This is a genomic window from uncultured Ferrimonas sp., assembly GCF_947489035.1.
Taxonomy (GTDB): domain Bacteria; phylum Pseudomonadota; class Gammaproteobacteria; order Enterobacterales; family Shewanellaceae; genus Ferrimonas.
This window is the reverse complement of the sequence record NZ_CANLCI010000012.1, coordinates 95,905-114,336: the sequence shown is the minus strand read 5'-3', so window position 1 is coordinate 114,336 and position 18,432 is coordinate 95,905. Positions and strand designations below refer to the sequence as shown.

At 51.8% G+C, this 18,432-nt stretch carries 19 protein-coding genes and 1 pseudogene; 8 read left to right on the top strand and 12 right to left on the bottom strand.

Features of this window, described 5'->3' with window-relative positions:
• The first annotated feature begins 195 nt into the window (after positions 1-195).
• Entirely contained in the window at positions 196-639 is a 444-nt protein-coding gene (locus Q0796_RS09450; protein WP_298442269.1) for a hypothetical protein, read from the top strand.
• Positions 640-1,017: 378 nt separating this feature from the next.
• Positions 1,018-2,199, top strand: coding sequence for a DcaP family trimeric outer membrane transporter (locus tag Q0796_RS09445; RefSeq protein WP_298442267.1), 1,182 nt, complete (start codon positions 1,018-1,020; stop codon positions 2,197-2,199).
• Positions 2,200-2,312: 113 nt separating this feature from the next.
• On the opposite strand, the gene Q0796_RS09440 is transcribed toward Q0796_RS09445, so the two are convergent.
• The 3 genes from Q0796_RS09440 to Q0796_RS09430 form a co-directional block, all read right to left on the bottom strand.
• Positions 2,313-2,576: a GrxA family glutaredoxin gene (locus Q0796_RS09440; protein ID WP_298442265.1), complete on the bottom strand. Its 264-nt coding sequence runs from the start codon at positions 2,574-2,576 to the stop codon at positions 2,313-2,315.
• Between the two features lie 59 nt (positions 2,577-2,635).
• Positions 2,636-4,372 carry a DEAD/DEAH box helicase gene (locus Q0796_RS09435; RefSeq protein WP_298442263.1) on the bottom strand — a complete coding sequence of 579 codons (1,737 nt, stop codon included), beginning with the start codon at positions 4,370-4,372 and terminating at the stop codon, positions 2,636-2,638.
• A 159-nt stretch (positions 4,373-4,531) separates the two neighbouring features.
• Entirely contained in the window at positions 4,532-5,866 is a 1,335-nt protein-coding gene (locus tag Q0796_RS09430) for a Na+/H+ antiporter NhaC family protein (RefSeq protein WP_298442261.1), read from the bottom strand.
• Between the two features lie 294 nt (positions 5,867-6,160).
• Here Q0796_RS09430 and Q0796_RS09425 point away from each other — a divergent pair, with 294 nt between their 5' ends.
• Positions 6,161-6,766 (top strand): peroxiredoxin C, encoded by a 606-nt coding sequence (locus Q0796_RS09425; protein WP_298442259.1) that lies wholly within the window; start codon positions 6,161-6,163, stop codon positions 6,764-6,766.
• 132 nt (positions 6,767-6,898) lie between these two features.
• Here the strand turns inward: Q0796_RS09425 and rnt are convergent, their stop codons facing one another.
• Positions 6,899-7,558 carry a ribonuclease T gene (rnt, locus tag Q0796_RS09420; protein ID WP_298442258.1) on the bottom strand — a complete coding sequence of 220 codons (660 nt, stop codon included), beginning with the start codon at positions 7,556-7,558 and terminating at the stop codon, positions 6,899-6,901.
• A gap of 123 nt (positions 7,559-7,681) precedes the next feature.
• On the opposite strand from rnt, the gene Q0796_RS09415 reads away from it, so the two are divergent.
• Positions 7,682-8,539: an OmpA family protein gene (locus tag Q0796_RS09415; protein WP_298442256.1), complete on the top strand. Its 858-nt coding sequence runs from the start codon at positions 7,682-7,684 to the stop codon at positions 8,537-8,539.
• 10 nt (positions 8,540-8,549) lie between these two features.
• Here the strand turns inward: Q0796_RS09415 and Q0796_RS09410 are convergent, their stop codons facing one another.
• The 3 genes from Q0796_RS09410 to Q0796_RS09400 form a co-directional block, all read right to left on the bottom strand.
• The gene (locus Q0796_RS09410; RefSeq protein ID WP_298442255.1) at positions 8,550-9,287 is read right to left on the bottom strand and encodes a DUF3307 domain-containing protein; all 738 of its coding nucleotides are present in this window, start codon (positions 9,285-9,287) and stop codon (positions 8,550-8,552) included.
• Positions 9,280-9,903 (bottom strand): ArsR family transcriptional regulator, encoded by a 624-nt coding sequence (locus Q0796_RS09405; RefSeq protein ID WP_298442253.1) that lies wholly within the window; start codon positions 9,901-9,903, stop codon positions 9,280-9,282. Before Q0796_RS09405 ends, Q0796_RS09410 begins: the two co-directional genes overlap by 8 nt.
• A 192-nt stretch (positions 9,904-10,095) precedes the next feature.
• On the bottom strand, positions 10,096-11,442 hold the full coding sequence (locus tag Q0796_RS09400) for a dihydroorotase (RefSeq protein WP_298442251.1): 1,347 nt from the start codon (positions 11,440-11,442) through the stop codon (positions 10,096-10,098).
• Positions 11,443-11,538: 96 nt separating this feature from the next.
• Here Q0796_RS09400 and Q0796_RS09395 point away from each other — a divergent pair, with 96 nt between their 5' ends.
• Together Q0796_RS09395 and Q0796_RS09390 are read left to right on the top strand one after the other, a co-directional pair.
• Positions 11,539-12,330 carry a M23 family metallopeptidase gene (locus Q0796_RS09395; protein ID WP_298442250.1) on the top strand — a complete coding sequence of 264 codons (792 nt, stop codon included), beginning with the start codon at positions 11,539-11,541 and terminating at the stop codon, positions 12,328-12,330.
• A gap of 86 nt (positions 12,331-12,416) precedes the next feature.
• Entirely contained in the window at positions 12,417-13,544 is a 1,128-nt protein-coding gene (locus Q0796_RS09390) for a PatB family C-S lyase (RefSeq protein WP_298442248.1), read from the top strand.
• A gap of 76 nt (positions 13,545-13,620) precedes the next feature.
• Here the strand turns inward: Q0796_RS09390 and Q0796_RS09385 are convergent, their stop codons facing one another.
• Positions 13,621-14,196 carry a VOC family protein gene (locus Q0796_RS09385; RefSeq protein WP_298442246.1) on the bottom strand — a complete coding sequence of 192 codons (576 nt, stop codon included), beginning with the start codon at positions 14,194-14,196 and terminating at the stop codon, positions 13,621-13,623.
• Positions 14,193-14,738, bottom strand: a complete 546-nt coding sequence (gene yfcE / locus Q0796_RS09380) for a phosphodiesterase (protein ID WP_298442244.1) — start codon at positions 14,736-14,738, stop codon at positions 14,193-14,195. Before yfcE ends, Q0796_RS09385 begins: the two co-directional genes overlap by 4 nt.
• Positions 14,739-14,939: 201 nt before the next feature.
• Here yfcE and Q0796_RS09375 point away from each other — a divergent pair, with 201 nt between their 5' ends.
• On the top strand, positions 14,940-15,287 hold the full coding sequence (locus Q0796_RS09375; protein WP_298442242.1) for a hypothetical protein: 348 nt from the start codon (positions 14,940-14,942) through the stop codon (positions 15,285-15,287).
• Between the two features lie 86 nt (positions 15,288-15,373).
• On the opposite strand, the gene Q0796_RS09370 is transcribed toward Q0796_RS09375, so the two are convergent.
• The 3 genes from Q0796_RS09370 to Q0796_RS09360 all read right to left on the bottom strand — a co-directional run bounded on the left by Q0796_RS09370 (position 15,374) and on the right by Q0796_RS09360 (position 17,406).
• Positions 15,374-15,583, bottom strand: a complete 210-nt coding sequence (locus Q0796_RS09370) for a cold-shock protein (RefSeq protein WP_298442241.1) — start codon at positions 15,581-15,583, stop codon at positions 15,374-15,376.
• A 109-nt stretch (positions 15,584-15,692) separates the two neighbouring features.
• The gene (locus Q0796_RS09365; protein ID WP_298442240.1) at positions 15,693-15,902 is read right to left on the bottom strand and encodes a cold-shock protein; all 210 of its coding nucleotides are present in this window, start codon (positions 15,900-15,902) and stop codon (positions 15,693-15,695) included.
• A gap of 313 nt (positions 15,903-16,215) precedes the next feature.
• On the bottom strand, positions 16,216-17,406 hold the full coding sequence (locus Q0796_RS09360) for a class I SAM-dependent methyltransferase (RefSeq protein WP_298442237.1): 1,191 nt from the start codon (positions 17,404-17,406) through the stop codon (positions 16,216-16,218).
• A 100-nt stretch (positions 17,407-17,506) separates the two neighbouring features.
• Between Q0796_RS09360 and Q0796_RS09355 the strand changes: the two are divergent.
• Positions 17,507-18,349 (top strand): annotated as a pseudogene (locus Q0796_RS09355) (methyltransferase domain-containing protein); the annotation flags it as partial.
• Positions 18,350-18,432 lie beyond the last annotated feature (83 nt).

The window sequence follows — 18,432 nt, the reverse complement described above, 5'->3', positions numbered from 1 at the left end:
GGTTTAACGCCCAATGAGTCAGAGCGAAGATACAGGAAAACTTACGAAGCCGTGGCCAAATTTAGTTGACCACTACAACCTTTTCTCCAGTCGCTTGTTTCTCATGGTGAGTTAGCGGTGAAATAACGGAACAACGTTCATAGTTGTTTTGAGGCCCTTTCGCTATTGCCATTTTTAGACGTAAATTACTTCTCCATGGCTGCACAAATTAATTATTTAACTGATGACTTAACGTTAAAGAAACGTTTTAGCCGGCTTGGTCGTTCCAGTGGTGCTTTTCTCTTCATATATCCAGCAATTGCAGTTGAACTTCGTTATTTTAATAAACTGCGGATTGGATCTTGTTGTGACCACCAATGCCATCTAAAATTTGATCTAGATCAAGGAAAGCTGGAGGTCGTGATGCGTAAAGAGAAGACTAATGTCGTGTCTATGTTGCAATATCGTCAGCGGCAACTTGGCGTGCTGCGGCAACAACGTGATGCAGAAACCGATCTCTATGGATTAGAGGCGTTGGTTACCAAGATCGCTGCAATCGTTGCTGTAATTGAGTGGCATCAAGCCAATAGCGGCGAAGTGGCAGAGAAGGCAGAAGCAGATTGGCTATTTAAGCAGCAGGCTAAATTTCTATTCAGTTAATGCGTGTGTGGCCGATCTGGGTGGTTCGGTTACGCAGCAGCTTAAGTAAATGCTGAAAATGAAAGCATTATGTGTAATTTTCACCCAAATCTTGCGGTGTTATCAGTGCGGAATTCTGAATGGATGTAAACGCACGCCAAAATAAAGTAACGCCTGTGTTACACATTGGTTTTAAAGGCGTGAGCGGAACTTTGTTTAATCGATAAATCGACTCAAAATTGCCGTGTGTTGCGATAAATGTCGGCATGGGTAAATATTTAGTGAGAAGCTGATCACGGTTCGATAAAGATAAAGGTTAATGAAATGATAAAGCTGTTGAAAGGGGTTTTGAGCTGACGGATAGTGACGGCGTTTCATCACAGACAGGGAGATATTTGGATGAACGCAACAGCATTTTCTCGTGCGGCAGTTGCCGTAGCAGTCTTGGCGGCTGTACCGTTTTCTCAAGCAGCGACTGAATTTAAATTTGGTGGCTATGTTAAAACCGATGTGATTGTTTCTGATTACAGTGAAGGCGCACCGGCAGACAATAACGTCGGCCGCGACTTTTACGTACCAGGCACGCTCTTAGGTGGCGACAAAAATCGCGACGGTCTGGTTACCGACATCAGTGCCCGCGAGTCCCGCTTTAACCTTTCCAGTAAGTCCGATATCAATGGCCATAAGCTGAAGTCATTCTTCGAAGTGGATTTCTTAACTCACAGCGATGGCGATGAACGGATCTCTAACAGCTACTCTCCTCGTTTACGCCATGCCTTTGTCTCTTACGACAAATGGATGATGGGTCAAACTTGGTCAACGTTCCAAAATCCTGGCGCGTTGCCGGAAGCATTAGACTTTACCGGTGCCGGTGAAGGCACAGTGTTTATGCGTCAAGCGCAGGTGCGTTACAGCAACGGTGGTTTACAGTTATCGATTGAGAACCCGCAAACCGTGGTTCGCGATGTTTATCTCAACGCTGATGGTCAACCGAAACAAGATCGTTTGAAGCCTGCGAGTTCTTACATTCCTGATGTGGTGGCGCGTTACAACTTTAACGCCGGTGATGCCAAGATCTCTGCCGCTGCAATTTTGCGTCAACTGAGTTTCGAGGAAACACGTGCTCGTGATGGCCTGAAAGTGGATGAAACTGAAACCGCTTACGGCGTATCGGTATCCGGTATCGTGCCAACCGTGGGCAAAGACAAATTCAAGTTTATGGTCAACTACGGTGACGGTGTTGGCCGTTACATGGCACTGAACTACATCGTGGACGCAGTATTAACGGACAACGCTAAGATGGAAACCATCGGCATTGTGTCTGGCTTCGCCACTTACCAGCACTGGTGGAGCGATAAGCTGCGTTCTAACTTTGTGGTATCGATGTTGGAAGCGGATTACGACACCAAGCCGGTTGCGGCGATGAACGAAAGCTCGATGAGCTACATCGCTAACTTGCTGTACTCGCCAATCAAGCCGGTTACTGTTGGGGTGGAATACTTACACGCCAGCAATGAATTGACCAGCGGTGCCGATGGCGACATGGATCGGTTCCAAGCGACCTTTAAGTACGCGTTCTAATACGCGCTTTAATTAGTCTGCTGACGTAAAAAGCCAGAGCATCTGCTCTGGCTTTGTTGTGTTATCGGCATTAAAAAAGCGGCGATTAAGCCGCTTAGTGCAGACAGGAGAGTTTAAGCGTACAAGCCTAAGTTAGCTTTGGCGTAGGCCACAAACTCATCACAGCCACCGATGTGGTCTTGATCAACAAAGATCTGCGGCACGGTGTGCACTGGCTTACCTACGGTTTTTTCCAGCTCTTCTTTGGTGACGCCTTCCGCGTGCATGTCTACGTAGCGGAATTTAAAATCATCACGCTGCTCTTCTAAGGTGGCGGCGATCTCTTTGGCGCGTACGCAGTAAGGGCAGCCAGGGCGGCCAAAAATTACAACAAACATGTGTGCTCCTTCGTAAGGTTTGCCTCGTTATAACACAAAATAGTGTGGCAAAACGGGGCTTAACCAGCGCTATCGGCTGTACGGTAGCGACCGGTGTAATCAAATAGGGTTTCGATCACTTTCCAGAAGCGTTTCTTCTCCAGCCGCGCGATAACAAAATCGGGGTGGCGAAAAAGGTGCTGATTCTGGATCACTTGGTCAATGCTGTTGAGCCGTAATGGTTGGCCCGGATTCTTCAAGTGTTGCCGAATAAACTGGTGGTAAAAATGCCCTTTTTGTCCCGGTGAGTCAAAAGCAAAAGTTCGATTAAGTTCATCGCCATCTTCATCGTACCAGGTCACTTTTAATCGACTTTTACCATCTTTACCGCTGCTTTGGCTGAGGTTTAGGCCGCTGCAACGGATCACTTTATAGTCCTTTAGCTTTAAGACTTCTTGCAGGCGCTTGTCCGGATCCACCAGCTGTTTATCGCAGTGGTGACAAAATCGAGCGGCGATGTCGTTTTCCGCTAAACAGTCGGGGCACTCTTTGTAGCGGAAACGGTAGTCACATTGAACCGGCTTACCTTCGCTGGGCGCGGAGCCTTGGCAACGCCGGCCAAAGTGTTCAATCACCAGATCAAACTCGTCTTTACGGCCCCAAAAGGCGTTGTTATGGCCACATTTAGGGCAGGGGACTTCCACCGCCACGGTATCACTGTGGGGGCGCGGCTCGCCGATCTCCGGCGAATAGATGGAATAGCCGTTACCGGCGTAATCCAGCACCAAGCAATCTTTTTTGTTGTCGGCCAAGCGCAATCCACGACCCACCATCTGCTGAAATAGCGCGGCGGAATCGGTTCGCCGCAGTAACGCGATCAGATCCACATGGGGGGCATCAAATCCGGTGGTTAACACCGCAACATTTACTAAGTATTTCAGCTTCTTGTCTTTGAACTGGGCAATCAACGCCGCTCGGGCTGCTTTTTTCGTATTCGCCGTCAGCAGGGCCGCTTCGGTGGCGGGCAGGTTCGCGAGGATCTCTTCGCCGTGGCGAACGGTTGCGGCAAAGATAATCACTCCTTGCCGCTGGCGAGCTTCTTCAACGATCTGTTGGCAGATTAACGTGGTGGCCCGGCCACGCAGTTCTGGGTTTACTTCCGGCAGTTGTCCTTCTGCATTAGGCAGCAGCCAGCTGGCGACGGCGCCATCCACCATGGTGGGTGGGGTTAAGAAGCCTTGCTTGATCAAGTGGCTAATGGGCAGTTCAAACACACAATCGCGAAAGGGCTTGGCTTCGGTGCTGCGTACGGTGCCGTTATGGTGCTGTTGGTAGATCCAGCCACTGTCGAGCCGATAGGGGGTGGCCGTCAGCCCTAGCACACACAAACGTGGGTTCAGCTGGCCTAATCGCGCTAACAGGGTTTGGTATTGGCTGTCGTCGGTTAGGCTGATGCGATGGCACTCGTCAATGATCACAATGGAGTACGCTTCGTCGATCTGCTCGGCAACCATTGCCAGCGATTGCACCGAGGCAAACACCACTTTGGCGCTGGTATCCTTTTGGCCTAACCCTGCGGAATAAATGGTGCTGTGCTCGCCAAAGGCGGCAAACTTTTCTTGGTTTTGCGCCACCAACTCTTGCACATGGGTAAGCACCAACACGCGCCCCCGTGCCAAGCGCGCCAATTCAGCGATCACCAAACTTTTACCGGCGCCAGTGGGTAACACCACGACGGCGGGGGCACGGTACTGGCGAAAATGGGCTAATACCGCGGTCACGGCGTCTTGTTGGTAGGGGCGAAGGGTGTAGGCCATGAGCGAAGTAATCTGCGAAAGGTGACGTTATTGTACCTGCAATTGCGGCGACAGCGGCAACTACTGTGGGGGCTGTGTGGTGCTAAACATCGTTGCACGAAAAACAAGAAACCCCAGCGCTGGCTGGGGTCTCTGTTTGCTATCAATTTATGGTGAAGGTTACAGCACCATTGCGGCGACCCAACCAGACACCAACAAGGGCAGGTTGAAGTGCAAGAAGGTGGGGATCACCGAATCACGGATGTGATCGTGTTGACCGTCGGCATTCAACCCCGAGGTTGGCCCTAAGGTGGAATCCGAAGCCGGCGAACCTGCATCACCTAGGGCGGCGGCGGTGCCAACCAGAGCGATGATCGCCATAGCGGAAAAGCCGAAGCTGAGCCCCAGCGGCACGTAGATGGTGGCGATGATTGGGATGGTTGAGAACGACGAACCGATCCCCATGGTAATAAATAAGCCAACCACCAGCATCAGCATGGCGGCAAGGGCCTTGTTATCCCCAATATAGGCTTGAATTGAATCCACCAGCAGCGGCACTTCACCGGTGGCCTTAACCACATCAGCAAAGCCTTTGGCAGAGATCATAATAAAGCCAATGGTGGCCATCATGTGCACGCCGCGGGTAAAGGCGTCTTGCGCGCTGATCTCGTTTTTATCAATGCCCGCTAACGACAACACCACAAAACCGATAAGGGCACCGAAAATCATTGAACCGGTGAGCAACTGCACGGCTAGTGCCATGGCAATCGCGGCGACTGCAACAACCAAGCGGCGGGTATTCAGCGGGCCTTGATGCTGTGGTGCCATCGCCGCCGTTTTGGCGGCATCGTATTGGCGCGGCTTGCGGTAACTGTAAAGTACCGCCACCAGCAAGCCTGCAATCATCCCCAGTGCCGGAATGATCATCGCGGTGGCTACGCTGCCTACGGTGAGGGTGTCGGCCAAGCCGTTGCTGATCAGGTTAGAAAGCAACAGCCCTTCTTGGAAGATCAAGCCAAAACCCAGTGGCACCGCCATGTAGGTTGTGACCAAGCCAAAGGTGATAACACAGGCCACCAAACGACGATCCAGTTGCAGAGATTCCATCACGTGCAGCAGCGGCGGGATCAGAATTGGGATAAAGGCGATGTGCACCGGCACCACGTTTTGCGACATAACCGCCATCGCCATAATGGCCACCAGCAACAGTACTTTTACGTGTTTGATGGCACCGGCTTCTGGCGCCAGCCCTAAACGGTTAATGATGTTGCGAGAGAGCAGATCGGTAATGCCGGTATGCGCCAAGGCAACCGCAAAGGCCCCCAGCAATGCATACGCCAGCGCGACTTCGGCGCCGCCACCTAGGCCATTGTTGAAGGTAGAGATGGTATCGGACAGGCTCATGCCAGCGGATAGGCCGGCTACCAGTGCCGAGATGATCAAGGCGATCACCACGTTAACTCGTACTAGGCTAAGCCCTAGCATCAGAGTAACGGCGATAATGACAGCATTCATGTTATTGGTTCTCTCGTTTCTTTTTGTGAGCTTTGTTTTTGAACTGAGCCATATTACGGTGAAAAGCCATTGTGTCCACAGGGCAAACTGCAATATGGTGCACGGACAGCGTGAAATAGTGATCTGCGCCGAAACTGTGCGCTTATTCAGCGATTCAAAAACCCTGACACTACAATCGGAAAAGCCGACGCTTTTAACGGTTGTATGAGTGAAAACTCGATTTATAATGCACGCATAGGTTAACGAAACGGTTAGCCATTACGGAATATCTAACCATACTATTGGAGATGGAACATGAGCGTATTAGTAGGCCGTCAGGCACCGGACTTCACTGCAGCAGCAGTACTGGGCAACGGCGAAATCGTTGAAGACTTCAACTTGGCATCTGCCATTAAAGGTAAGCCAGCGGTTATCTTTTTCTACCCACTGGATTTCACCTTTGTATGTCCTTCAGAGCTGATCGCTTTCGACAAGCGTTTTGAAGAGTTCCAGAAGCGCGGCGTTGAAGTAATCGGTGTTTCTATCGATTCTCAGTTCAGCCACAACGCATGGCGTAACACTGCCATTGAAGATGGCGGCATCGGTCCAGTTAAGTACCCACTGATTGCTGACGTTAAGCATGAAATCTGTAAAGCCTACGACGTAGAACACCCAGAAGCTGGCGTGGCTTTCCGTGGTTCTTTCTTGGTAGACAAAGACGGTCTGGTACGTCACCAGGTAGTGAACGATCTGCCACTGGGTCGTAACATCGACGAAATGCTGCGTATGGTTGACGCACTGCAGTTCCACGAAGAGAACGGCGAAGTGTGCCCAGCTCAGTGGGAACAAGGTAAGAAGGGCATGGACGCGTCTCCAGACGGCGTTGCTCGCTTCCTGTCTCAAAACACCGACGACCTATAAGCCCTTCGGGCTTAATGAGGTAATCGTCAAACGGGGCGGCCAGTTATCTGGCCGCCCCGTTTCTGTTTTACTGCAGTAACCGGTATAAAAACGGCGCCTTAAGGCGCCGTTGTTGTTGAACCGTTGCGGCAGTTACGCGCTTGGATCTTCAGCTTGCTCTGCCACTAATGGCCAGCCGCCAAGCTGTTTCCAGCGGTTAACGATAAAGCAGAACAACTCGGCAGTACGCAGAGTGTCGTACAGCGCGCTGTGCGCTTCTTTATTGTCAAAGGGGATGTGGGCCGCGCGGCACGCTTTGGCTAAAACCGTTTGCCCTAAAGCAAGGCCAGCTAAGGTGGCGGTGTCAAAGCTGGCAAAAGGGTGAAACGGTACCCGCTTCATTTTATTGCGCTCTGCGGCGGCATTCACAAAGTTCTGATCAAAGGTCGCGTTGTGGGCAACGATAATCGAGCGGTTACAACCGGCTTCTTTTTGGCCCTTACGCACCCCTTTAAAGATCTCAGTTAACGCTTCTTTTTCCGATACCGCGCCCCGTAAGGCAGAAAATGGTTCGGTGATGCCGTTAAATTCCAGCGCTGCCGGTTCAAGGTTTGCGCCTTCAAACGGTTCAACGTGGTAATGGAAGGTTTGATCGATCTGCAACCAGCCGTTGCTGTCCATCTTTAACGTGACTGCGGCAATTTCCAGCAGCGCATCGGTTTGGGCGTTAAAACCGGCAGTTTCAACGTCGATAACCACGGGGTAGTAGCCGCGGAATCGTTGGGATAACAGGTTGTCTTCAGTGTTGCTCATGCAATTCAATAAGCCTTATGATTAGCGCGCCATTATTACATACCGATCGCCCTGAGCAAACGCCCTAAAGCTCTTGGTGTTGGCGCCGATAACTAGGGCACGAGTAAGAGGTTGAGGTTTGCAATGAACAGATGGGTGGCGCTGCTACTGATGATGGTAGCGAGTAATAGCGTAGCGGGGATCCGCCACTACCAAGCTGGGCTAGAAGATTCCAGCTGGAATTTAAGTCAATCCAGCCCATTGCAATGTGTGCTGAGCCATCAGATCCCACGTTATGGCAGTGCACAATTTGTCAGTCGCGCCTCTAAGCAACTGAATATGCAGTTCACCTTAGATATGCTGCGGAAACCAGACTCGAAAACCTCGGCCAAGTTGCAATCGGTGCCACCGGCATGGCGACCGGGCAAACCCGCGCAGCCGATCACCGATCTGACTTTCTATCGTCAGTTTGATGGTGAGTTGGGAAAACAAGATTCTTGGTTGATGCTGAATGAATTGGAACGAGGCATGCAACCGACGTTTTATTACCAAGACTGGCAGGATAAGCAAACCGTTGCGGTTGGCTTATCCGCCGTGAACTTCAGCCCCAGCTACCAGCAATTTGTGCAGTGTTTAGATCGCTTACTGCCTTATGGTTTTGATGATATTTCGTTTACGGTGCTGCACCACGATAAGTACGGTGAATTAACACGGGAATCGGTGAAGCAGTTAGAACGGGTAATCACCTTTTTAAGCTTGGATCCCAGCTCAGAGGTGGTGCTGTTGGATGTTTATACTGATGCCTACGGTACCGAAGAAACCAATACCGCGTTAACCCGTAAGCAAGCGCAGAAATTGAAAGACCGGCTGATTGAAAAAGGGATCCCTGAACAGCGGATCACCTCGCAGGCCCATGGGGAAAAACGCCACGTTGCTGGCAACGCCAGTGAACAGCAGCGCCAGCGCAACCGCCGAGTGATGGTGCGAATCGAGCCATTCTAACCAATCCAGATTAACCGTTAAGCTGAGCCATTAAGGCGGTGCAGGTGATCCCCACCGCCATGGCAAAGGCCACGCTGGATAAGCTGCCAAGCATGACATATTCCGTTAGGGTGCGATCGTTGCTTTTAGAGAGATCCCCAAACCGAAACACGCTTTTTGCCGCCAATAAAAATCCCACACCCGCAAATTGGTCAAGCAAGACAAAGGTTAAGATTAAACCGCGCTCTAGGTAGCCAATGGTGGCTCCGGCGGCAATTAAACTGCTTTGCTGATTACGATTGCCTGCAATTGGCCAACGCTGCAGCAAGGTGCTGATCAGCACCGAAGCGGGTTTGGTGCAAAGCGCATAAGCCAACAACAGCAACAGGGCGTTATCGCCGTACTTGCTCATCCACATACCAAGCCGTTGCAACGGCCATTCGCTGAGCCACAACCACGCCAAGGCGATGGTGGCCAGATGCGCCGCCTGATCCCACAGCAAACTGGTTAATCCGGGCTGGCTGTAGCTTTTGGCCCAATCGATCAAGCCATGACCAAACATTAAGGCCAGCCCAGCCAATAAAGCCCACGGCCAAGGCACGAATGGGATCAGGGCGATAACCGTTAAGCTCCCATGCAAGGCACTGTGTTTGTACAGCGCAGGGGAGCGCCAATGACGTTGTTGGCGACAACGAACCCAATCGTCCGGTTGCAGCAGGAAGTCTGCCATTACGTGCGCCAACAGCAAAACCAGAAGCAGTTCAATCATCCTTGAGTACCTGTTCAAATTGGCTGAGCAACTGCTGCAACAGAGGCGCCCCAGCACGGCTTAAGTGGCGGCTAACCGTGGACTGATCCAGCCCTAACCGCTGCGCCAGTTGGCTCTGCTCGGTAACCGATTCAAACAGAAACGGTTGCAACACCTGCGCTTGCTTTGGCGTAAGCCCCTGTAGATGAAAACTGAGCCACTGCAGCAGCAGCTGATAAGGCGCAAGAGTCGGATCGGAGCTAAACAGCGCGATCTCATTGCCTTTTAAACTGTCTAAGCCTAAACCGGACAGTTCAAATGCTTCACCGCTGGAGGTGGCTCCGTTGCGGCGAAGCTGGCTGATCTCACCAACGCCAATGGCCAAGCGGCAATCGCTGCCCTGTTTCTGTTGGCGCTGGCCAATGAGGGTCAGTTTTAACTGCAAGGCACAGCGTAGGGCCAGTGAAGGCTTAGGTAAGGTAATTTGGAAGCCATCACCGCGGAAAAAGTGATGCTTGGTTCCCGCCGTATCATAGTGGGCTAACACCGAGCTCACCAACGCTAAGGTGGTATCCAGTTCGGGCGTGCTCATCTGTCGCGATGACACAATATCGCCACTGATCACGGCAACGGTCATGAGGGGCTCCAACTGTTCATTTATGTACAAAATGGCACATATTTTAGGTTATGTATATTTATGTGCATTTTGCGTGGCGATGGCATCACGGCTTAAACTCAACAATCACTACCCTAACAAGGGGCCTTGTGGTTGTTAAGTCAATAAAAAAGAGCGGCCTAAGCCGCTCTTTGTCTGGTTCGATGCACACCATTATCGGTTGAACGTTAACGCTTGGCCCACGGCTTCGCTGCTGGCATTGCGCCCATCAAACACGCGATGGCCACCCACCCAAGTGGAGGCGATAGTTGAGCGCAAGGTGGTGTTCTCAAACGACGACCAATTGCACTTATACAACAAGTTGTCTTTGTTAACGTGGTAAGGCTTATCCAAATCCACCAACACCAGATCCGCGTGGTAGCCTTCGCGTAAGTAGCCGCGCTCTTTCAGGTTGTAACGTTCGGCAACCGCGTGGCTGGTTTTCTGCACAATGGTTTCTAGGCTGAGTTCACCCGCGTGGTAGTGCTCAAACAGTGACTGCAGCGCATGTTGCACCAGCGGCACCCCTGATGGCGCCTTAAAGTAAGTGCCTTGCTTCTCGTCCCAGGTGTGCGGGGCGTGATCGGTGGCGATGATGTCGATGATGTCACGGCGCACCGCATCCAGCAGCGCTAACCGGTCCCGCTCGGTTTTAATCGACGGGTTACATTTAATTTGGCTGCCAAGGGTAAGGTAATCCTGCTCGCTGTAAAACAGGTGGTGCACACAGGCTTCGGCGGTGATGTTGGCCGTACCTAAGGCATCTAACTTTTTGCCCGCTTCGAACAGCGCTAACTCTTCGGCGGTAGAGATATGCAGTACGTGTAAGCGAGTGCCGTACTTACGCGCCAGCTCCATCGCGGTTTTGGTTGATTTAATGCAGGCTTCGCGGGAACGAATGCTGCCGTGTAACTGCATTGGTACGGCTTCACCGTACTTGGCGCGGGCGGCTTCTTCGTTGATGGCGATCATTGGACTGTCTTCACAGTGGGTTGCCACTGGGATCGGTGCATTGGCAAAAATCCCTGCCAAGGTCTCTTCATTATCAACCAGCATGTTGCCGGTTGAGGCGCCCATAAAAATTTTAATGCCGCAGGCGGCGTTGGGATCCAACGACTTAATCACTTCAAGGTTGTCGTTGGTGGCGCCCAGATAAAAGCTGTGGTTTGCCACTGATACCTCAGCAGCACGGGCAAATTTAGCTTGCAACGCCTCAACGTTGGTGGTTTGAGGGTTCACGTTGGGCATCTCCATAAAGGAGGTGATCCCACCGGCGATGGCGGCACGAGATTCAGTGGCCATGCTGCCTTTTTGCGTCAAGCCTGGCTCACGAAAGTGAACCTGATCATCGATCATACCGGGGATAAGCAACTTCCCTTGGGCATCGACAACTTCGGCACCGGCTGGTGCGGTGATCTGGCCACCGATCTGCTCGATACGGCCATTTTTGATTAATAGATCACCGCTTTGGCGGATCCCTTCGTTAAGAATTTCAGCGTTACTGATCAATGTGGTGGTCATATTGTTATACGTCTTGTTCTGACTGATAGGGCGATGGTAATAATAACGGTTTCTCAGCTTTATGCCCATCGAAGGAGTGAACCAATGGTTCGAATAATGTCAGCGTTTGTACTGATTTGGTTAAGTTTTTCAGCACAATCGCTGGAGCTGCAAGGAACCTTGACTCAAGGCAGCTTGATACGTGGCCAGCTCGAACCCGGTGCCCAGCTGCGGCTCAATGACGAACCCATTCGCGTAACAGCCGAGGGCAAATTTGTGTTGGGTTTTGGCCGGAAGGCCGCATTAGAGCAGCGTTTAACCATTATTGGTGCTGACGGGAAAATGCGCGAAGAAAACATCCAATTAAGCCCGCGGGAATACAAAATTCAACGCATCGAAGGGATCGCCAAACGGATAATGAAGCCGGATCCAGACAACGTTGCGCGGGCTCAGGCCGATGCTAAACGTACCCGTGCTGCACGGGCGCGATTTGAACAGCAAACCAGCTGGCAACAATCGTTTATTTGGCCATTAAAGGGGCCTATTACCGGCGTTTATGGCAGTCAGCGTTTTTACAATGGCGAGCCTCGCAGCCCCCATTATGGGGTTGATGTCGCGGCCCCAACCGGAACCACAGTGGTTGCGCCCGCGGATGGGGTGATTACGCTGGTGGGGGATCTGTTTTACTCTGGTGGCACCGTGATCATCGATCATGGCTTTGGAGTCAGTTCGACTTTTCTTCACCTGAGCAAGATGCTGGTGACAGAAGGGCAGCAGGTAAAACAGGGCGACATCGTGGCTGAGGTTGGCGCGACCGGCCGTGTGACTGGGCCACACTTGGACTGGCGCATGAACTGGTTCAAGCAGCGAGTTGACCCAGCTCTACTGGTACCACCAATGGCACGGTAATGCTAAGTGCGAACCTTAATGCGCCTTTAAATATGGACTCCAACAATAGGCTCTAAGCGCTTACGGAATTGAGATTAAGGACAGCGATGAAATACGACTTTACTGCGGCAATCGATCGTCGCAATGGCGATAGCATTAAGTGGAATCGCTACGGCAGCGAAGATGTGATCCCGATGTGGGTGGCCGATATGGACTTTGCCATTGCCGATCCGATTAAACAGGCGTTGCTGGATCGGGTCGAACACGGTGTGTTTGGTTATGCCGAGGTCGAGCCATCGCTGCGGCAGCTGGCGGTGACGTGGTTGGCCCAGCGTTGGGATTGGCAAATCGATCCTGCGTGGCTGGTGCCACTGCCTGCGGTGGTGCCAGGGCTCAATTTTGCGGTGCAATCGCAACCGCAACTGACCTCGCTGGTGTGGCCACAACCGGTGTATGGCCCCATCGCCCAGGTGGCAGAGCACTTAGGCTTAGCGGGCGCAACCTTTGGGGTGAGCAGCGATGGCTGGGATCTGCAGCAGTTAGAACAACAGTTACAACAAGGGGCACGCACGGTGATGCTGTGCTGCCCGCAAAACCCAATAGGCAAAACATTTAGCCTCAGTGAGTATCAGCAACTGGCCAAGCTGATTGAGCGTTACGATGCCTATGTGATCAGTGATGACATACATGGGGACTTGGTGCTTGATGGCCAGCGCCACCTGCCATTAGCGAAGGCGTGTCCGCAACTGGCCGAGCGCGTGGTGACGCTGATCGCCGCCGGCAAGGCGTTTAATATAGCAGGGCTGCCTTTTGCCTTTGCTGTAGTGCCAAATGCCCAGTGGCGTAACCAATTGCAGCAACGGTTAGCCGGTTTTGCCCCTGCGCCAGATGTGCTGGCGATGACGGCGCTAACGGCGGCATGGCAACACGGAGCACCGTGGCTGGAGCAACTCTTGCCAGTGCTAACAGAAAATCGCGATTATCTGATTGAAACCTTGGCGGATCTGCCGGAACTTACAGTACATAAGCCGGAAGCAACTTACTTAGCGTGGATCGATTGCCGCCAATTAGGTTGGTCGCACCCAGCACAGCGATTACGGCAGTTTGGGCTTGGCGTATCCGATGGCAGCGAGTTTGGTCAAGCCGGGTTTATTCGCATCAACTTTGCTTGCCCGAAAGCAACGTTAGTTGAAGGATTAGCGCGGCTGCGCCAAGCGGTGCTGGCAACGCGCTAGTGGTTGCAGGCGCAGGCGGCCGTATTTAAAACCACAAAAGCCGGTATATACCGGCTTTTGTTATAACAGGAACGAATTAATCTGCCGCAATGGGCATTAACCCCAGCACCTGACGGATATCCCATGGATGCACCTTAACGGTGATCCCTTCATGACGAAACGCAACCGTTGGGTTGGTTACCGGTTCATCTTCGCCCTTAGGGCAGCTGGCTTTCATCTCGATACCGATGGAGCCGTCGGATAACACCGGCCACTTGGCGATGATGGCCGGTACTTGACGGATTGCCGTGAGGATCTGGGCTTTATCCTGAGCATCGCATGGCAAAATCAACTCGACATGCTCCCAGCCGTCGCGGCGCTTCTTGCCATCGGGGAAGGGCAGTTCCACTAACTCAATCGCCCACGGGCCAACTTGCATTGGTGTGTTCAGTTGGATCAGCAAAATTGGGCGGCCGTTAATCTCTTTCTCTGATAACAGTTGGCCACGCTCAAGCAGGGCGTCCTTGATGGCTAAGGCATGGTTTAGTTCGGTGATCCGCAAGGCAACGTGATCTGCCTGCAGCCTGGCGCGAACCAACCCCAATCTGTCAGCTAATTTAGCGGCTTTGTCGGCGAAGGCTGGCAGATCTGCCATCAGTTGCTCATAAGTCATGTTCGATCCCAATCGGCACTGGCAATCATGTTGCCTTGTAAATCTAACACTTTGAATTTTTTGCCATCAAAGTGCCCAAAGCTCGCTACATTACCGCCTTTTGGACTGGTTATCGAGCCGGGATTAAAGTGCAGCCGATCATCCACCCATTGCGCTACAGGCAAGTGAGTATGACCAAAAGCGATCCCTTCGCCCGCCTGCAGAGGCGGTAAATTATCCGGCCCCATTAAGTGGCCATGGGTAAGACACAGGCGCCGCTGATTGAGCAGTAACCAATTGTAGTGCGCCAAAAGTGGAAATTGGCACAGCATCTGATCCACTTCCGAATCGCAGTTACCACGCACCGCAATGATCCGATCAGCGTATTGGTTGAGGCGTTCGGCGACACCTTGGGGATCGTAACCATCAGGGATTGGGTTACGAGGGCCGTGATTTAAAATATCACCCAGTAGCACCAAGGTGTTGGCTTGTAATTTCTGTTGCCACTGCAGGGCTTGCTCTAATGCGGACAACGAGCCGTGAATATCAGAGATAAACAGCATGGTTCGGATACTCAAAAAGGGATTTTGGCAGATTTTACCCGTAGTTTTGAAGCCAGCCTAGGGTTAAATCCGGTTCGACTAACCGTACCCGCAAGTGGCTTTAAACAGTGCTGTTAATGGCATGTTGACTGGTGTAATTTTGACGTGCGACAACACAATAAATAACCAAAAACGTCAGGAAAGTCGTGCCAGGGAGGCAAAATGAAGGACGAAATCACAAAAACGCTGCAAACCGGACCGATGCCCGCAGACAGCAGCGGGGATCAGCTGCCTAGTGGGTTAGTAGCAACCATGTGGATGTGTTTGTTGGCCTCTGTTGATAAACAGCATCTCGAAGAGATAGGCGACTGCAATATGGCGGTGGCGTTCGATTTGGGGATAGCAGTACAAGTGGCAGAAGAGGAAGTGATCCCGTTACCGGATCTGATGGTCGAAGTGTTCGAGTTTTATAATGAGAAACTCGAACTGACCCTGCCAAGCAAAGTGATGGCCAAGCAAGTAGCCGAGAGCTACTACCATGCTCAAGTGGCGCAAAAGCAGCTGCATTAACGTTAAACGTAAACGACAGACACAAAAAACCCCGCCTTAGCGGGGTTTTTCAATAACTCGTCGTGCGTAGTGCACTGGCGGCGTTATTACAGGCGAACGACGTTCGCAGCCTGAGGACCTTTAGGGCCTTGTTCGATATCGAACTTAACCGCTTGGCCTTCAGCCAAAGACTTGAAACCATCGCCTTGGATAGCGCGGAAGTGAACGAATACATCGCCGCCGCCGTTATCTTGGCTGATGAAGCCGAAGCCTTTGTCGTCGTTAAACCATTTAACGGTACCAGTTGCTTGAGACATGGGTCTCTCCTGAATCAATTGTGCTAATTCACGTCAATGCGTGAATGATAAAACCTGCGGCGAAACCGCCGCAGTAAGATAGTTACGAGCAGATAATGCCCGAGAACTATTACAAACGTACTACGTTTGCAGCTTGAGGACCTTTAGGGCCCTGCTCGATGTCAAATTTCACAGCAGCACCTTCTGCCAGAGATTTGAAACCATCGCCTTGGATAGAACGGAAGTGAACGAATACATCGCCGCCGCCGTTGTCCTGGCTAATAAAACCGAAGCCTTTGTCGTCGTTAAACCACTTAACAGTACCAGTTGCTTGAGACATGATCTCTCCAAAAATCTAATATAACTAAACGCCACCAATTTGCACTAATAGGCCACACATGCGGCCGCTTGGTGAGAAGCGCTTCACGACGACAAGGCTTGAAATTAGGTAGAACAAGCTTTTGAGCGGAAGAGTTCAAAATCAAATTGTGGCGGTCTCGCCCTTGACGGACACCTGCACTATACCATGTAGCTCGTTGATTACCATTGTTCAGTCATTAAATAATTAGATAAATAATGTTTTCGCGATGAAAAACAATTCAGTGGCTAAAAATTATCAAATAGGGGCAAGGTAAGTGCGTGAAATTCCCGCATTACCAGACGCGAACCACTAATCCTTTTAGGTAAAAACCTTCAGGGTAAGCGCAACCAATAGGGTGATCGGCTGCCTGAGTCAGCTTTTCGACTATCTGACCATCGCGGCCGGCATCCAGCGCCGCGTCGGCAACGATCTTCTGGAACAGCGGCGCATCCATCAAGCCCGAGCAAGAGTAGGTGAGTAAGATCCCGCCGGGTTTGATGCATTGCATCGCGACCATGTTGATGTCTTTATAGCCTCGACACGCGCCAACCAGCTGGGCCTTGTTATCCGCGAACTTAGGTGGGTCGAGGATGATCACATCAAACTGTTCTTTATTGTCGCGATACTGTCGGAGTAATTTAAACACGTCGGCTTCAACGTTATTTAACTTCGACAGATCCAATTGATTCAATTCCGCGGTTTTTTGAGCCAAGGCTAACGCTGGGGCAGAGACATCGGCATTGATCACTTCAGCCGCGCCAGCACGCAAGGCGTAGGTGCCAAAGCCACCGGTGTAGCTAAAGCAGTTAAGCACGCGTTTATCTTTAACGTACTTAGCGGCAATCGCGCGGTTGTCGCGTTGATCAATGTAAGCGCCGGTCTTATGCCCCTTTTCTACATCGACTAACAACTTAAGGCCATTTTCCATAAAGGTCATCGGCTGTGGTGGCAGTTCACCGTGGATCAATCCCGCGGTTGGGGTTAGCCCTTCTTTCTTACGTACCTCCACATCGGAACGCTCGTAGATGGTCAATTGTGGGAACTGCAGCTGCAATGCCTCGATCAACAAATGTCGCTGTGCTTCGGCGCCTGCGCTTAAGATCTGGCACACCAAGACGTTGTTAAAGCGGTCGATGGTGATCCCCGGTAAGCCGTCGGACTCGCCAGCAACCAAGCGGTAGCCAGTTAGGCCGCACTGTTCAATGACATGCTCACGCCCAGCCTGACAACGCGCTAAGCGGCGCTGGAAAAAGGCTAAATCAATGGTTTCTTGCTGATCGAAGGTCCAAATACGAACGCGGATCTGCGATTGAGGTGAGTAGGCGCCGCGGCCTAACCATTTTCCCTCTTTCGAGTACACCTCGACGGTGCTGCCTTGTTCAGGGTTGCCTTCAACGCGTTCTACCCCATTGGAAAAAATCCAAGGGTGACGACGAAGCAGGGATTTATCGCGGGCTTTTTTTAAGATGACTTTGGCAGACATGGCGTTTGATTTTGCATTTGGAGAGAAAGAGGGCGGATTGTAGGCATGGAACCTAAGCAGAGCAAGGGTAAGCCGGTCAGCAACGGCGTGTTCTGTCCCGCAGTTTGTTCATCTGTGGCACAATGGCGCCCCATTTTTGAGAGTACCGACAGCAATGAGCGACACCAACTTCGATGGCCGCGCGGCTAAATTTGCCAATAACATCTATGGCACCAGTAAAGGGCAAGTGCGTGAAGCGGTTCTGTGGCATCTGTTACAGCAACAGTGGCTGCCGACCTTGCCGACGCAGGCGCGATTATTGGATGCCGGCGGTGGCCAAGGGCAGATGGCGCGTAAAGTGGCCGCGGCTGGTCACAACGTTGTGTTAACGGATCTGTCCCAAGAGATGCTGGCGTTGGCTCAGCAGCAGGCACAGGATCAGCAGTTGCAATCGCGGTTTGAGTACATTCATGGCCCAATCCAGCAGCTGCAACAGCATCAGCTGGGTCAGTTTGACGGGATCATGTGCCATGCGGTGTTGGAGTGGGTGAGTGAGCCGGAAACCGTATTGGCGCAGTTGCAGCAGCATCTAAAACCCGGAGGGTTGCTGTCCTTAGCGTTTTTCAACCACCAAGGGGCGGAGTTGCATAACTTGGTTGCGGGTAACTTCGATAACCTCGGCGCCGCCATGACGACCAAGAAGACCAAACGGGTTCGATTGGTGCCGCAACACCCGTTACATAACGAACAGGTGCTGGTTTTGGCGCAGGCGCAGGGGTTCGAGTTGGTAGAACAAGCAGGGGTAAGAGTGATCCACGATTACTTGCGCGATAAGTCGTTGCAACAAAGCCAGCTGACAAGGCTGATCGAGCTCGAAATTGAATACTGCAGTAAACCGCTTTACCGCGAGATTGGCCGCTATACCCATATGTTGCTGCGAAAGCGTGAGCTGCCATCGTGCTAATTGGCTAAGCCAACATCGTTGATGTTAAGGGTTAGGCTATCGCCCGAAGTGGTCGCCTGATGGATGTAAAGCAGGAAACCGTT